This is a genomic window from Pedococcus sp. (genome assembly GCF_036000045.1).
Lineage (GTDB): Bacteria > Actinomycetota > Actinomycetes > Actinomycetales > Dermatophilaceae > Pedococcus.
This window is the reverse complement of record NZ_DASYGF010000016.1, coordinates 98251-113663: the sequence shown is the minus strand read 5'-3', so window position 1 is coordinate 113663 and position 15413 is coordinate 98251. Positions and strand designations below refer to the sequence as shown.

Annotated in this window: 13 protein-coding genes; 3 read left to right on the top strand and 10 right to left on the bottom strand. The window is 72.5% G+C overall.

Going from position 1 to position 15413, the window contains the following annotated elements:
* Window positions 1–39: 39 nt before the first annotated feature.
* The 3 genes from tilS to VGN50_RS02745 are packed head-to-tail and all read right to left on the bottom strand — an operon-like array spanning window position 40 to window position 3547.
* Window positions 40–1020: a tRNA lysidine(34) synthetase TilS gene (tilS, locus tag VGN50_RS02755; RefSeq protein WP_327443105.1), complete on the bottom strand. Its 981-nt coding sequence runs from the start codon at window positions 1018–1020 to the stop codon at window positions 40–42.
* On the bottom strand, window positions 1017–2096 hold the full coding sequence (locus VGN50_RS02750) for a zinc-dependent metalloprotease (RefSeq protein WP_327443104.1): 1080 nt from the start codon (window positions 2094–2096) through the stop codon (window positions 1017–1019). Before VGN50_RS02750 ends, tilS begins: the two co-directional genes overlap by 4 nt.
* A 14-nt stretch (window positions 2097–2110) precedes the next feature.
* Window positions 2111–3547: a D-alanyl-D-alanine carboxypeptidase/D-alanyl-D-alanine-endopeptidase gene (locus VGN50_RS02745; RefSeq protein WP_327443103.1), complete on the bottom strand. Its 1437-nt coding sequence runs from the start codon at window positions 3545–3547 to the stop codon at window positions 2111–2113.
* A 64-nt stretch (window positions 3548–3611) separates the two neighbouring features.
* Here VGN50_RS02745 and VGN50_RS02740 point away from each other — a divergent pair, with 64 nt between their 5' ends.
* A complete protein-coding gene (locus tag VGN50_RS02740; protein ID WP_327443102.1) occupies window positions 3612–4196 on the top strand; it encodes an inorganic diphosphatase in 585 nt (194 codons plus the stop codon).
* Between the two features lie 119 nt (window positions 4197–4315).
* On the opposite strand, the gene VGN50_RS02735 is transcribed toward VGN50_RS02740, so the two are convergent.
* The 3 genes from VGN50_RS02735 to VGN50_RS02725 all read right to left on the bottom strand — a co-directional run bounded on the left by VGN50_RS02735 (window position 4316) and on the right by VGN50_RS02725 (window position 7790).
* On the bottom strand, window positions 4316–5713 hold the full coding sequence (locus VGN50_RS02735) for a C40 family peptidase (RefSeq protein WP_327443101.1): 1398 nt from the start codon (window positions 5711–5713) through the stop codon (window positions 4316–4318).
* A gap of 259 nt (window positions 5714–5972) precedes the next feature.
* Window positions 5973–7289, bottom strand: a complete 1317-nt coding sequence (locus VGN50_RS02730) for an MFS transporter (RefSeq protein ID WP_327443100.1) — start codon at window positions 7287–7289, stop codon at window positions 5973–5975.
* A gap of 42 nt (window positions 7290–7331) precedes the next feature.
* Window positions 7332–7790 carry an SRPBCC family protein gene (locus tag VGN50_RS02725; protein ID WP_327443099.1) on the bottom strand — a complete coding sequence of 153 codons (459 nt, stop codon included), beginning with the start codon at window positions 7788–7790 and terminating at the stop codon, window positions 7332–7334.
* A gap of 66 nt (window positions 7791–7856) precedes the next feature.
* Between VGN50_RS02725 and VGN50_RS02720 the strand changes: the two genes are divergently transcribed.
* Together VGN50_RS02720 and VGN50_RS02715 are read left to right on the top strand one after the other, a co-directional pair.
* A complete protein-coding gene (locus VGN50_RS02720; RefSeq protein WP_327443098.1) occupies window positions 7857–8759 on the top strand; it encodes an alpha/beta fold hydrolase in 903 nt (300 codons plus the stop codon).
* 41 nt (window positions 8760–8800) lie between these two features.
* Window positions 8801–10249: an LLM class flavin-dependent oxidoreductase gene (locus VGN50_RS02715; protein WP_327443097.1), complete on the top strand. Its 1449-nt coding sequence runs from the start codon at window positions 8801–8803 to the stop codon at window positions 10247–10249.
* A gap of 61 nt (window positions 10250–10310) precedes the next feature.
* Here the strand turns inward: VGN50_RS02715 and VGN50_RS02710 are convergent, their stop codons facing one another.
* The 4 genes from VGN50_RS02710 to VGN50_RS02695 are packed head-to-tail and all read right to left on the bottom strand — an operon-like array spanning window position 10311 to window position 15359.
* Window positions 10311–10895 carry an ATP/GTP-binding protein gene (locus VGN50_RS02710; RefSeq protein WP_327443096.1) on the bottom strand — a complete coding sequence of 195 codons (585 nt, stop codon included), beginning with the start codon at window positions 10893–10895 and terminating at the stop codon, window positions 10311–10313.
* Window positions 10876–11247 (bottom strand): DUF742 domain-containing protein, encoded by a 372-nt coding sequence (locus tag VGN50_RS02705; RefSeq protein ID WP_327443095.1) that lies wholly within the window; start codon window positions 11245–11247, stop codon window positions 10876–10878. Before VGN50_RS02705 ends, VGN50_RS02710 begins: the two co-directional genes overlap by 20 nt.
* Window positions 11248–11251: 4 nt before the next feature.
* Entirely contained in the window at window positions 11252–11653 is a 402-nt protein-coding gene (locus VGN50_RS02700; RefSeq protein ID WP_414694536.1) for a roadblock/LC7 domain-containing protein, read from the bottom strand.
* A gap of 4 nt (window positions 11654–11657) precedes the next feature.
* Window positions 11658–15359: an ATP-binding protein gene (locus VGN50_RS02695; protein WP_327443093.1), complete on the bottom strand. Its 3702-nt coding sequence runs from the start codon at window positions 15357–15359 to the stop codon at window positions 11658–11660.
* Window positions 15360–15413 lie beyond the last annotated feature (54 nt).

Here is a 15413-nt window from a genome sequence, read left to right as displayed (position 1 = left end):
CTCTTCTCCTGGGTGGGGGTGGTGCGTCGGCGGGTGGGGCTATTCAACCGGGTCCGGCGCGGCGATGGATACCCGGCCGCCGGAGCGGGTGGCCCGCAGGGGCCCGGGGAGGCTCACGGCGCCCTGCCCGTGCCAGCGCGTCAGCAGCGCGTCGCAGGCCTCCGTATGCCGCGTGCTCAGCTGGCCCGCCGGGGCACCGGCCGCGAGGGCCAGGCGACGCCAGACCCGCGTGCGCACGGCGCGGGGAAGGGCGTCCAGGTCGCCGACCGCCCACGGCCCGGTGCCGAGGGCCGAGACGGCCTCGTCGGCGAGGGAGTCGAGCAGGTCTGCGTCCTCGCGCAGTAGGTCGGCACTGCGGGCCAGCGCCGCGGCGACCCCTGGACCGAGGTCGCGCTCGAGGTCGACGAGGGCCGCCCTGGCCCGGACCCGGGTGAAGGCCCGGTCCTCGTTCATCGGGTCGTCCCAGAACTCGAGGCCCAGGGCAGCGCAGGAGGCCCGCGTCCGGGCGCGGGACACCCCGAGGAGGGGACGCCGGAACCGGTCACGTACGCGCGGCATACCGGCCAGGGACCGGGCGCCGGCGCCTCGGGTGAGCCCGAGGAGCACCTGCTCCGCCTGGTCGTCGAGAGTGTGGCCCAGGAGCACGAAGCGGGCGCTTCGCCGGGAGGCCGCGGCCGAGAGCGCGTCGTAGCGCGACTGCCTGGCAGCGTCCTCGAGCCCACGGCTGCCGGGGCGCACCTCGACGCGAGCCACGTCGACAGGGTCGAGGCCCAGCCGGCGGCAGGAGCCCGCCGCCTCCTCGACGATGCGACCGGACTCGCCCTGGAGCCCATGGTCGACGAGGACCGCACCGGCCCGGACCTCGTGCCTGGGAGCCTCGAAGGCCGTCGCCGCCGCGAGCGCCAGGGAGTCGGCGCCCCCGCTGCAGGCCACGAGCACCAGGTCCCCCGAGGCGCACTCGGCGAGCATCGAACGCACCGCCAGGCGCACCTCCGCGGTCGCGGTGTCGGGTCCGCTCACCCGTGCACGCGAGCGACCCAGGCCGAGGGGTGCTCGATCTCGGTCGGCAGCGGCAGCGTCTCGGGCGACTCCCAGACGCGGTTGAACCCGTCCATGCCGACCGCGTCGACGACTCCGCGGACGAAGACCGCGCCATCGCGGTACTGGCGCATCTTGGCCTCGAGGCCGAGGAGCCTGCGCAGGAGCCGGTCGAACGCGCCCACGCCCTTGCGGCGCTCGTTGAACCGGCTGCGAATCGTGGCGACCGACGGGATCACCGCCGGCCCGACCTCGTCCATGACGACGTCGGCGTGGCCCTCGAGCAGGGACATGACGGCCGTCACCTGCGCCAGCTCGGCGCGCTGCTCGGGAGTGGCGATGAGATCGGCCAGGCCGGCGCCACCCGCCTTGAGCGCGTCAGGGAGCTGGCGCCCCACTCTGGAGAGGGTCTCCTGCAGGGTCTCGGGGTCGGGCACGAGGTCGTTCGCGAGGGTCCGGATGCGCGCGACCATGTGGTCGCGCAGCCAGGGCACGGCCGTGAACTGCACGCGGTGAGTCTCCTCGTGCATGCACACCCAGAGACGGAAGTCGGCAGGGTCCACGCCCAGCTCGCGCTCCACCTGGACGAGGTTGGGCGCCACGAGCATGAGACGTGGGGTGCCGCCCGGCGCCAGGTCGTACTGGCCGAGCACCTTGCCGGACATGAAGGCCAGCAGTGCCCCCGCCTCGCCGCCGGTGACCTTGCCGCCGAAGGCCCGCATGGCGTCCGTCGGCGGCTTCTTCTGGTGGTCGACGAGCTTGCCGAACACGGGGTCCATCAAGGCGGACATCGAGTCGGCGTTGAGGGCGACCCAGGTCGGGCGGTCGACGACGGCCGCGGCCGGCGCGTCACCCGGGGCGTGCAGGCGCGCCGTCTCGGCGACGGGCTGCTGGGCACGCACGGTGGCCTGGCGGACCGCGGCCACGACCCGGGCGGCTTCTGCCGCGGTGACCTTGGGGCCCGGGGGTGCCAGCCGCGCCCCCGTCGCCTTGGCGAACTCCCAGTCGACATAACGAGAGACGGGCGCCTGCGTCGGCGATAGGTCGGGCACGGTCATCACCTCACGGTAGGTCAACGACAGCCGCACGTCGCGAGCGCCGCCACGAAGCGGTCCAACGCCGCCCTGGCCTCGAGGGTTCCGGCTCCGGCCCGTATGCCGTCGGCGACGGCCACGTAGGACAGCACCCGCCCGTCCGCGTCGATGACCGTGCCGGCCATCGCGCTCGCCCCCGTGAGCGTGCCCGTCTTGGCTCGGGCGATGCCCGCGACAGCACGCGTGCTCCGGGCGGTGAACCGGTCGTGCAGCGTCCCGCTGAGCCCCGCGACGGGCAGCTTGGCGACGAGGTCCTGCATCGCCGCCACCGTCCCGTCGGTGCCGAGCTGCAGCACGTCGGCAAGGACCCGGGGCGGGATCGCCTGACCTGCCGTGAGGCCGCTGGTGTCCCGAAGGGTCACGCCGGTCAGGTCGACGCCCAGCGCGGCGACCTTCTCCTTGACGAACGCCACCGCCGCCGGGAACGTCGCGACGCCGCCCGCCTTGATCGTCGCCTGCCGCGCCAGCCCCTCGGTGAGCGCGTTGTCGCTGTCGTCGAGCGCCAGGGCGACCACATCGCCGACCGGCGCCGAGCGCACCGTGCCGAGCACAGTCTCGCCCGAGACCGTCGGCGTCGACCAGGTGGACTCGGGCTCGAGCGTGGCGGTGATGCCCAGGCCCTTGAGGTTCGCGGCGAATGCGGAGGCCACCGCGGCCTCGGGGTCGCTGGGTGCGGGCTTGCCCGGCCTGGCCCGCTGACCGGCGAGCCCAAGCATGGACACACCGCCGGTGTAGCCGGCGGCGATGTCGGCCTGCGACCACCCTGGCGCAAACCGCGGTCCCGCGGCATACGTGGTGTCCAGGCGCAGCTTGACCGTCGTCGTGCCGCTCGCCCGCAGAGCGGTCGCCACCTGGGTGGCCAGGTCGGCCAGACCGGCATGCCCCTCCACCGCCGTGGGGCGGCCCGCCCCGGGGGCGAGCATGGTGTCGCCTCCGGCGACGAGGACGATCTCGCCGGGTGTGGCGCCCTGCACCACAGTGGTCGCCATCGTCGACTGCGGGTCGAGCGTGGTGACCACAGCGAGCGCGGTGAGGAGCTTGCCCGTGGAGGCCGCGACCCGGGGGCGGTCGGCGTCGACGACGACCAGGTCCTGGCCGGTGAACGCGTCGCGCACGACGAAACCGGGGTGCGGCCCCAGTGCAGGGTCGGTGAGCGTCGCGCCCAGGACGGCGCGGAGCCTGGCGCCGACCGGGATCGGAGCGCCGGCCGAGGCTGCTGGCAGGGGCTCCGCACCCGCGTCGACGGTGGGGATGGAGACGGCAGGTGCGACGGTGGAGGACGTCGTCGGCTTGGGCTGCGGCGGGGGCGGCGCACTGCGCGTGAGGATGCCGGGGACGATGTCGAAGATGTCCAACGTGACGTATCCGGCCAGGAGAGCGACGAACACCAGCACTGCGGCCAGGACCCGGCGCACTCGACCCCCTCGGCACAGGACTTGCGTCGTACGGAACACTTGGCGGTGAGCCTAGGTCATCCACATGCGCACAACGGAAGGGGTAAACGTCGTGGAGTTCGACGTCACCATCGAGATCCCTCAGGGGCATCGCAACAAGTACGAGGTCGACCACGAGACGGGCCGGATCCGCCTGGACCGCCTGCTGTTCACCTCGACGCGCTATCCGGCCGACTACGGCTACGTCGAGGACAGCCTCGGCGAGGACGGCGACCCCCTCGACGCCCTGGTGCTGCTGGAGGAGCCGACGTTCCCGGGATGCCTGGTGCGCGCGCGTCCGATCGGGCTGTTCCACATGCGCGACGAGGCGGGCGGCGACGACAAGCTCCTCTGCGTGCCGGCGGGCGACCCGCGCCAGGCCCACATCACCGAGCTCGAGCAGGTGAGCGAGTTCGACCGCCTCGAGATCCAGCACTTCTTCGAGACGTACAAGGACCTCGAGCCCGGCAAGTCCGTCGAGGGCGCGCACTGGGCGGGCCGCGAGGAGGCCGAGAAGGCCGTCCGCGAGGCGATCCAGCGTGCTCGTGACGCCGGCATGACCACGGCCCGCTGGCGGATGCCGGAGGTGGCAGCCCTGCCGCTGTCCGATGCCGAGGGTCCCACCGCCTGAGGCGCGTCCCCTCGCAGCACCGCCGGCCCACCACCGGCGCACCAACAGGCCCCCTGACGACGTGAGTCGCCGGGGGGCCTGTCGGTGGGGGGCCTGTCGGTGGGGGGCGTGGGTTCGCGCTACGGACGACCGCCATAGGGCAGCAGGTTGTACCAGTAGATGCTCTCGGTGCGGACGACCGCGCCGCTGTGGGGTGCATCGATCATCTGGCCGTTCCCGACGTAGAGGCCCACGTGCTCGCTGCTCGGGCCGTCCGTGCCGAAGAAGACGAGGTCGCCCGGCTGGAGGTCACCGATGGCGACGCGCGAGGTCTCGTCCCACTGGGCGCCCGTGTAGTGGTTGAGGGACACCCCTGCCTGCGCCCAGGCCATCATCGTCAGGCCGGAGCAGTCGAACGAGTCAGGCCCGGTGGCGCCCCAGAGGTACGGCTTGCCGAGCTGGGCCTGCGCGTAGGCCAGGACCGCGCTGACGCCACCGCTCTGGGCCGGCGGCGGGGAGTACACCGGAACCGGGATGGGCGCAGGTGCTGGGGCCGGCGCCGGGGCAGGTGCCGGCCTGGCAGGCGTCTGCTGTGCCAGGCGGGCGGCAGCGGCTGCGGCAGCCTGGGCCGCAGCCTGCTGAGCGGCCGCCGCGGCAGCGGCACGGGCCGCAGCCTGCTGGGCGGCGGCACGCGCGGCTGCATCCCGGGCAGCCCGAGCCCTCTCGGCGGCGAGCTGGGCCTGACGGGCAGCCTCCGCGGCCGCGGCTCGCGCGGCGGCGGCGGCGGCCAGGCCGTCCTGACGCTGCTTCTCCAGGGCGACCGAGGTCTTGCGCAGCTTGGCGAGCTGGACGACCATCGACTGCTGCTGGGCCTGGATCTGGGTGGCGGCCACCTGGGCCTGGTCGGCCTCGGCCTGGGCGACGTCGTGCGCGTGCTTGGCCTGGGTAGCCGCCTGGAGCTGCTGAGCCTGGGCCTGCGCGGCCTGGCGCTTCATCAGGTCGGCGACGATGGCCGTTGCGGCCGCCTTGTCGAGCGTGCGGGCGCGCGCGTCGCCGACCGCCTGGAGCGCCGTGGTCCGGTCCATCAGGTCCTGCGGACCGCTGGCCGACAGGAAGGCGTCGAGCTCTCCGAAGTTGCCACCCTGCTGGTAGACGGTGGCCGCGTAGCGCCGGACCACGAGGCTCGCCGCGTCGGCGATGGTCTGGGCCTGGGCGGCGCGCTTCTGTGCGGCCGTGGTGGCGGCGGTGGCCTGGTCGAGATGCAGCTTGGCGCCGTTGTAGGCCTCGCCGGCGGCGGCAGCCCGGTCCTGGACGTCGGTCAGCCGGGCGCTGGCCGCCGCGTACTGGGCGTCGAGCGTGGCGATCTGCGCGGCCGCGCCCGTCACGGCCGCCTTGGCCTTGTCGACCTGTTGCTGGGAGGGGTAGACCGGCCCAGGCTGGGCCGAGGCCGCCACGGCCGAGATGGACGCGACGACGCCGACGATCGCGAGCGTGGCCAGGCCGCGGTGGGCGCGGCGGGCGGCAAAGGTGCGGGGCACGGGCGATGCCTCTCGGGTCGGATGGACGCAGCCCGATGAGGTTACGGCCCATTTTTCACTCCGAGCACTCTGGTCACACGGATCCCACCCATATCGGACGTTCCCACCAAATGACACGCCTGTTGTTCGGCTACTTACACCGATGTTTTTCAGCAGGTGATGCGGCACGTCCGAACAGATGTCCAGGACAGGTTACAGATCCGTAACGAAAGTGGCGTTTGTGCAGGTCAGGTGCCTTCGAGGGTGCCCTTGAGCCCCGTCAGGGGACGATGCTCCGCCCAGCCCGCAACGCGGCATACGCATCGGGGTCGCTCTCGCGGAGCGCTCGGCGCGCCTTGTGGCGGTAGCGCAGGATCTGGACCAGACCGAGCGCCCACACGAGGTACTGCGCCGACATCGCCACCTTGAAGGTGCCCACGGTGTAGGTGCTGGGGCCGCCGGGGGCGAGCCGGTCGAGGATGAGCCCGATGAGGGTCACGGTCGACAGGGACGCCAGGAAGCCTCCTACGTTGACGATGCCCGTGGCGCTGCCCAGCCGGGTCGGCGGGTTGAACGTGCGCGCCAGGTCGAAGCCCACCAGCGAGCCAGGACCGCCGACAGCGGTCACCGTCACCAGCACCACCAGCATCGGGAGGGGCGCACGCCCGGGCCACAGCAGCACCACGGTCCAGACCGTCACGATCGCGCAGACGATGCCGAGGATGAGGGTGGACCGCGAGAAGGGGTACTTGGTGACGAACCCACCGATGAGAGGGCTGGTGACCACCGTGGTGATCGTCATGAGCATGAGGAGGGTGCCCGCCGTCGACGGCGACAAGCCCTCGCCCGCGACGAGGAAGGGGTACCCCCACAGCAGCGCGAACACAGTGGCACCGAACTGCGCGGAGAAGTGCGACCACAGCCCCAGCCTCGTGCCGGGCGTACGCCACGCCGCTCGCAGCGCCCGCGCGAGGGCCCGGACCTTGATCTGGTCGAGCTCGTGGTCGGGGTTCGGGGAGTCGCGCACGACCACCAGCACGAGCAGCCCCAGCACCACCCCGGTGGCGGCCGCCGAGGCGAACGACGGCGTCCAGCCCCAGCGATGCAGTGCGTAGACGAGCGGGGAGGCAGCCATGAGCGCACCCACCTGCCCCAGCAGACCGGTCAGCTGGGTCACCACCGGGATCCTGACGGGCGGGAACCACAGCGACACCACGCGCAGCAGGGGGATGAAGACCATCGCGTCGCCCATCCCCACGAACACCCGGGCGAGGATGCCTGCGGGGAACGAGTCGATGAATGCGAAGCCCAGCTGGGCCACGGTCATGAAGGTGACCCCGGACAGCAAAAGCCGCTTAGGCCCGAACCGGTCGAGCAGCGCGCCCACGGGGATCTGCATCGCTGCGTAGACCAGCAGCTGCACCATGGTGAACACGGACAGCTGGGTGGCGGCGATGTGGAAGCGCTGGGTCGCGAGGAGCCCGGCCACGCCGAGCGAGCTGCGGTGGAACACCGCCAGGACGTAGATGGAGACGGCGGCGGCATAGACGGTCCAGGCGGCGCGCCCTCCGAGGGGGTACTGGCGGCCGCTGGTCACGGCCTCATTCTCGCGTACGACCCGTCGGCGGCGCGGAGCGGCTCAGCCCGGTGAGCGGCCACAGGCGAGATGTGCGGCCAGGCCCTCATGGCCGCACCGCATCATCCAGGCGTGGTTGGCCTTCAGCAGAGGTCCGGTCAACCAGGCCGTGCGGGCCAGCAGGTGCGGCGTCACCCTGGCCTCCTGCTCGAACCGGGCCCGAGTGCCGGGCCCCTCGTCCCGATCGCCGACCACCCAGCAGCACCACCCCTCGAGGTCACCCGTGACCTCGACCCGCAGCGTGCCGGTGGACTCGTCCTCGACCGTGCGCCGCAGGACGAGCTCCAGGGTGTAGGGCAGGAAGCTCCGGATGGCCGTACGGCCGGAGTCCGCGTCGATCCGCTCGGCGGACCGGACCTGCGGCCACCAGGTCGGGTATCGCTCGACGTCGGCCAGTGCCGCGAACACCGAGGAGGCCGGGACGTCGAGGTCCCAGAGGTGGCTGAAGCGGAAGGTGGGCACCGCCCCATTCTGTCGAGGGGTCCCGGCGCCGGGGCACTCGCGGTCGGGCCGAGTAGATTCGGTCGGGTGGACCACTTCACGCGCAACGGCCTGACCTTCGACGTCACGGACTCGGGGCCTGCCGACGGCGAGGCGGTCGTCCTGCTGCACGGTTGGCCGCAGGACCGGCATGCGTTCGACCGGGTCATCCCCCTGCTGACGGCTGCGGGCTACCGCGCGCTGGCGTTCGACCAGCGCGGCTACTCGCCGGGCGCTCAGCCCAAGCCGGTCGGTGCGTACGCGATGGCCGACCTCGTCGGCGACGTGGCGGGGCTGCTCGACGCCGCCGGCCTCGACCGGGCGCACCTCGTCGGGCACGACTGGGGCGGTGCGGTCGCGTGGGCCACGGCCGAGCGGCTTCCCGGACGGCTGCGCTCGCTGACCGTACTGTCGACCCCACACCACCGGGCGATGTTCGAGGCGTTGCGGCGCCCGCAGCAGCTGAGCAAGAGCTGGTACATGCTCGCCTTCCAGGTGCCCGTGCTGCCCGAGCTGGTACTCAAGTCCACCTTGGAGCAGGTCCTGCGGCGCAGCGGGCTTCCGGCTCCCGACGCGCACCGGTACGCCGCGCGGTTCCGCCAGGGCCGTACCTCCTCGGGCAGCCTGGCCTGGTACCGCGCGCTGGGAGGTGCGGAGCTGGCGGGGGCGACCAGCCGCCTGCGCGGCATAGTCCCCCGTGTGATGGGAGGCGCCGGAGCATCGGGCACAGAGCCCGGCGCGGTATCTGCCGGGGAGGCCCGCCGGATCACGGTGCCGACGACGTATGTGTGGGGCAACCAGGACGTGGCACTCGGCCGTGCGGCGGCACTGGCCACGGCCTCATGGGTCTCTGCCGACTACCGGTTCGTCGAGCTCGACGCCGGGCACTGGCTGCCCGAGACACGCCCGCACGACGTGGCGGCGGCCATCCTCGAGCGGGCGGGCTCCTGAGCGCGGCGACTCCCCTGCCCGACCCGGCCCTGGTCGTCCTCGTGGGGGCGAGTGGCTCGGGCAAGTCCACCTGGGCCGCCTCGCGGTACCGGTCGTCGGAGGTCGTCTCCTCCGACGCCCTGCGAGCGGTGGTGGGCAGCAGCGAGTACGACCTCGACGCGTCCGCCGACGCCTTCGCGGTGCTCGACCAAGTCGTCGCCGCTCGCCTGCGGCGCGGCCTCAACGTCGTCATCGACACCCTCGGCCTCGACGCGCAGCAGCGCGTCCACTACCTCGCGCTGGCTCGGGCAGTCGGGATGCCTTGCGTCGCAGTGCTTTTCGAGACACCGTCGACCGTATGCCGCGAGCGCAACGCGCAGCGGGACCGTCCCGTCCCGGCCCCGGTGCTGCGCGCGCAGCTCGCCAAGGCCTCGACGGCTCGAGGGGTCCTCGAACGCGAGGGCTGGGACCGCGTGGAGGTGGTGCGGGCCGTCGACGGCTCCAGGTCGGCCACCAGGACGGCCGGTTCAAGAACCAACCAGGCGGCCACCACCGGGCCGGACGTGACGCGGCGAGACAGCGGCGGCCCCGAGGTCATCCTCCAGATCAGCCGCTTCCCCTGGGGTCAGGACCCCAGAGGATGGCTCACCGCCGTCGCGCGCGCGGCGGACCAGGCCGGCTTCGCCGGCATCGCCCTGATGGACCACCTCATCCAGATCCCCCAGGTGGACCGGGCCTGGGAGCCGATCCCCGAGCCCTGGGTCAGCCTCGGCCTGCTGGCGGGGCTGGACACCCGGCTGCGACTGGGAACGCTGGTCTCGCCCGTCACCTTCCGGCCGCCGGGGATCATGGCCAAGCTCGTGGCCACCCTCGACGTCCTCAGCGACGGTCGCGCGTTCGTCGGCCTCGGCGCCGGCGGGTGGGAGCGCGAACATGTCGCCTTCGGAATCCCGTTCCCGCCGCCACCGCAGCGGCTGGACCAGCTCGAGGTGTGCATCGAGACGCTGCGCGCGCTGTGGGCCACGGGCACCAAGGCCCACACGGGCCCACGCGTCGCCCTGCCGGAGACCACGGCATACCCACGGCCCGTGGGCCGACCCGAGATCATCGTGGGAGGCGGCGGGGAACGCCGCACCCTGCGCATCGCCGCCGAGCTCGCCGACGCGTGCAACCTGCCCAGCGACCTCGCCACCCTCGAGCACAAGCTGGGTGTCCTGCATCAGCACTGCGTGACCGTGGGACGGGACCCAGACACCGTTGCCGTCACCGTCCTCGACCTGCCCGTCGTCGGCCACGACCGCGACGACACGTGGCGACGCGTCGAACGTCTGCGCGGCCGGACGCCCGCGGCGTCCTTCGCGCGGCGGCACCATGCTGGCGAGGCGTCCCAGCATCGGGACCGCTACCGAACCCTGGCTGAGCGCGGAGTGCGGACGGTGTTCCTCGCTCTCGCCGACCTCGACGGCGCCGAGGACGTCGCACGTCTCGCGCCGGTGCTGGACGGCCTCTAGCAGGCGGGGCGCGCCGGAGCCCGACGCCTCCAGGCGCCGGGCTCCGGGCGGTTCCGGGAGCTCAGGCGGGCGTCGCGACGCCGGTGAGCTGGGTGAGCGCGAACTCCGTGATGCGGACCAGCGCCTGCTTGGCCGACTCTCGCTCGCGCGCGTCGACCGTGATGACTGGGATGTGCGCGGGGATGGCAAGCGCCTCACGGATCTCGTCGGCGCCGAACTGCTGGGCGTCGTCGAACTGGTTGATGGCGACGACGAACGGCAGACCCTTCGCCTCGAAGTAGTCGACGGCCGCGAACGAGTCGTCGAGCCGGCGGGTGTCGACGAGGACCACGGCGCCGATGGCTCCGGTGACCAGGTCGTCCCACATGAACCAGAAGCGCCGCTGGCCGGGCGTGCCGAACAGGTAGAGCACGAGGTTCTCGGCCAGGGTGATCCGGCCGAAGTCCATCGCCACCGTCGTGGTCTGCTTCTGCTGGACCTTGGAGATGTCGTCCTGGCCGACGGACTCCTGGGTGACCAGGGCCTCCGTGCGCAGCGGGTCGATCTCGGAAACGGCGCCCACGAAGGTGGTCTTGCCGACGCCGAACCCGCCGGCCACGACGATCTTGGTCGAGGCGCTGTTGCGGTTAGAGGGCGCGTAGTCCACTGAGAGTCCTTTCGATGAGTGCACGTCGTTCGTCCGTGGTGGTGTCTGTGGAGATGGTGGTCCGGGTGCGGAGGGCGCCTGACGAGACCAGGTCGCCGATCAGCACCCGCGCCACCCCGAGTGGGACCTGGAGCGCTGCGGAGATCTCTGCGACGGAGGGCGCGGAGGCGCAGAGCTCGATGATCCGGCCCGAGAGGTCACCCTCCGGCCAGGTCCTCTCCCGCGCCACCGGGAGAACCTCGAGCGTGGCCTCGATCGGGAGACGGACGACGGACTCCGTACGTCCCGACGTCAGCGCATAGGGCCGGACCAGCCGCGGTCCGCCCAGCTCCTCGCCTACGTCTGGGGCCAACGCACTACCCCGTCATCGGGGTTCGGGCCGACGCGTCGATCATCTGACCGACCCGGTCGACGAGGACGGCCATCTCATAGCCGACCTGGCCGATGTCGGAGTCGGTGCTGGTGAGAGCGGCCAGGTGCGAGCCGTCGCCGACGCTCATGAGGAGCAGGTAGCCCAGCTCCATCTCGATGACCGACTGCAGGACGGTGCCGCCCTGGAAGAGCCGGGCCGCACCCGAGGCGAGGCTCGCCATGCCCGAGGCGACCGCAGCCATCTGCTCGGCACGGTCCGGCGGCAGCTCCTCGCTCGACGCCATCGGCAGGCCGTCTGCGGAGACCAGGATGGCGTGGGACACGCCGGGGGTCTCGTTGGCGAACCTCGCCACGAGCCAGTCGTACTCGCCCCTGGGCTGGGCGATGGCGTCACTGGTGAACATCTGCTTCCTCTCGGTGTGTGCCCTCTTGGGTCTCGGTGCGCGCTGCGCTCACGCCCTGGTGGTGGCGGTTGAGGTTGCGGCGAATGGCCTCTGGGTCGCGGCGGTTGGCCGCCGGTCCGTCAGCGGGCGTCAGAACGGATGCCTCGATCGCCCCGGGGACGAGATGGTTGCCGGGCCGGCGTCGGGGCAGCCCGGCGGGTGACTGTTCCAGCGGTGGTGCCTCCTCGGTTCGGGCAGCGGCCGACCAGGCCTGGTCGGTCTCGCTGGGCGCCCACTGGGTGTCCGTGGCTGCGTCGGCGGGCTCGTCGGTGAGCCAGCGCGACATCATCGCCCGGAAGATCGGGGTGTCGTTGAGCGGAGCCTCAGGCTGCGCCGCCTCGGGCTGGGCCGCCTCAGGCTGCGACGCCTCGGGCTGGGCCGCCTCGGGCTGGGCCGCCTCGGGCTGGACGTCCCGGGAACGTCGAGCACCGAAGAAGGAGCTGGTGTGCGCTCGCATGGCCACACCGGCCGACGAGGCCGCCGGGACGCTCTCCACCGGCACGCCGGACATGCCCGGCACCCGGGTCGGCAGCAGGTTCGCCTGGAGTTCGGGCTGAGCCATCTGGTCGGCATCCTCGGCAGCCCCGAGCTCGGGCGTGGGCTGGGTCTCCTCACCCTCAGTAGTCGCGGGCTCCTCGTCCTCGGCCATCCCGGCCAGCTCGGGCTCCTGCGGCAGAACGGGCTCAGGCTCCTGCGCTTCGGCCAGCTCGGGCTGCTCGGGCTCCTGCGGCTGGACGGGCTCAGGCTCCTGCGCTTCGGCTAGCTCGGGCTGCTCGGGCTCGTCGGCGAGGGCGGGCTCGTCGGCGAGGGCGGGCTCGTCGGCGAGGGCGGGCTCGTCGGCGAGGGCGGGCTCCGGCTGCGGCTCGCCGACCCACGCATCGGGCACGTGGAGCTCGTCGGCACCGCCCTGCTCGGAAGGCTCCGGGGCAGTGGCCTCCTCGACGAAGGCGCCGCTCTCCCGGAGCTCACGCTCCTTGGCAGCCTCGACGATCTTCGCGCGGTGCTCGAGCCAGGCGGAGAGGTTGGAGGGCATCTGCCGGGGCTCCGCGTCGGCCTCGGCGTCCCGTCGGGCAGCCTGCGCTGCCTTGCCGCGGCCAGGCAACCAGCTGCGGCGCCCCTTCTGAGGGGGCTCGGCACCCTGGGTCGCCGAGACGTCCTGGGCGGCTTCGACGCCGGGGACAGCCTCGTCGGTCGCGGGCGCATCCTCGAACTCGCGGTACTCGGTGATCCGGCTGGCTCGTGGCGACCGGACGGGCAGGCCCGAGGCTGAGCGGCCCGGCGTTGGCCCGGCCGGCGTTGGCCCGGCCGGCGATGCCCCGTTGTGCTCGCCATTGTGGTGGTCGGCAGGTGCCGCCCCGTTGTGCTCGCCATTGTGGTGGTCGGCAGGTGCTGCCCCGTTGTGCTCGCCGTTGTGCTGACCATGGTGCTCGTCCCCAGCCCGGCCCTCGGCGGCGGCCGCGTCCGCGGCCGTCACAGGCTCAGCGGGCGAGGTCTCGATGACGGGCTTCGGGTTGGCAGCTGGGGTGGCGACAGCACCTGGGCCGTGCGACCCGGGCACGCGCGTTGGCAGGACCTTCTTGGCTGCGTCGACGACCGGGGTGGCGCCGCTGGCACCGCGAACCCGGGTGGGGAGACCGCTCTTGGTCACGCCGCCGACCACCGTGTCGCTGGGCACGGCGGGGCCCTCCGCACCCGCAGCCCCGGCGGGAGCCTCGGTGGCATCGGATCCGTGGGTGGCGGGCTGTTCGCTCGAGGTGGGCTCGACGGCCCCCACAGGCCCTGCACCCTTGGCCCGCTCCGGCCGAACCGTGCTGCTCTCGGCGAGCAGCGCCGCGGGCAGGTGGATCGAGACGGTGACGCCCTGGAGGCCCTCGCCGTTGGCGCGCAGGCGCACGCTGATGCCGTGACGCTTGGCGAGGCTACCGACGACGAACAGCCCCATGCGGCGGGCCGTGTCGGCGGTGACGTCGCCACCGTGAGCGAGCTGGTCGTTGACCGCTTCGAGGTCCTTGGCCGGCATACCGAGGCCACGGTCGGCCACCTCCACGAGCAGGCCACCGTCAGGCGTGCGTGCGCCGCGCAGCGCCACGCGCGTCGTGGGCGGCGAGTAGGCGAGGGCGTTGTCGATGATCTCGGCGACAAGGTGGACCAGGTCCGAGCCGACCGAGCCGAGCACGTGGTCGTTGGCGGTCTCGCCGATGTCGATGCGCTCGTAGTTCTCGACCTCGGACACAGCTGCGCGGACGGCATCCGCGACCGAGATGGAGCCCGAGACGCCCCGTCGCGTCGAGGTGCCGGCCAGCACCAGGAGGGAGTCGCTGTTGCGGCGCATGCGGGCGGCCAGGTGGTCCAGGCGGAAGAGGCTCTGGAGACGCTTCGGGTCCTCCTCGTCGCTCTCCAGCCGCTCGATGAGGCTGAGCTGCTGGTCGATGAGGGAGGTGCTGCGCCGTGACAACGTCTCGAACATGTGCCCGACCTGCACCCGCAGGCGGGCCTGGTCGCCGGCCAGAGTCAGAGCCTGGCTGTGCAGGTCGTCGACCGCTCGGGCCAGCTGCCCCATCTCCTCGCGGGTGGTGACCGGGATGGGTTCGAACTCCGGCGCCTCCTCGCCGTCGCGGATCTTGGCCACGGCGGTCGGGAGGCGGTTCTGGGCCACATCCAGAGCGCCTTCACGCACGATGCGGATGGTGGACAGCAGCGACCGCAGCAGAGCGACGACGAGCAGGATCGCGGCCACCAGCGCAGCCGCGACCAGGACGCCGTTGTAGATGGCCGCGTTGCGGTTGACGGTGGCGCGGTCCCGCAGGTCGGTCTGCAACGCCGTGAGCTGAGTGCCCATCAGGCGTGCATAGGTGGCGTTGCTGGACTGGAACACGGGGGCGAGCCCGGCGATGTCCTCCTTGGTCGGGGAGCCCTGGAGGATCCCGCCGCGGCGGGTGTTGTCGTTGAGGAGCTGGCGGATCGGCGAGCTGAGGGAGGGCAGCTCGGACTGCAGTCGCGTCAAGGCCGCGGTCTCGGCACCCACCTGGCCGATCGCGCGCAGCTGTGCGGACGCGTCGTGGATGTTGGCGAGGTTGGCCTGCTGCCCGGTCATCGCGTGCTGGGCGGACAGCGCGTCCTGGATGCCCACGACCAGCGTGGCCGACGCCGGGTCGTCAGTGAGACCGAGGTCGGACACGACGGTCGACAGCAGGGCCGCCGTATTGTCCGAGTTGCTGATGACGACGTCGTCGAAGCCGCCGAGCGTCTTGGCTGACAGGGTCGCCTGGCCCAGACCGAGGGCGCTGTCGATCTTGGCCTTCACCGCGCTCGGGATCCCGGCTGCCTTCTCGGCGCTGCGCAGGGCGGCGGCGGCTGCCTGGTACCGGCGGGTGGCCGTCGCGAGGTCAGCACCGCCCGTGCTCCCGGCGGCGGCGACCCCCTGCACAGCGAGGTTGTAGTCGATCACGGGGTGAATCACGTTGACCGTGTCTGCAGCGCGCGACAGCTGTTGCGCCGAGACGAAGTCGCTCGAGACACGCAGTGCGCCGAAGACGAAGGCAAGCAGCATCGGGAAGACGACGGCGGCGGCAAGCTTGCGGCGTAGGGGCCACTGGCTGAACGACCAGCCGTGCGAGACATGGCCAGCCGCCTGATGCAGTCTGGGCACAGAGTCACCTTCCTCGTCACGACACTGGAGCAAACCGCAACATATGCGCGCCCC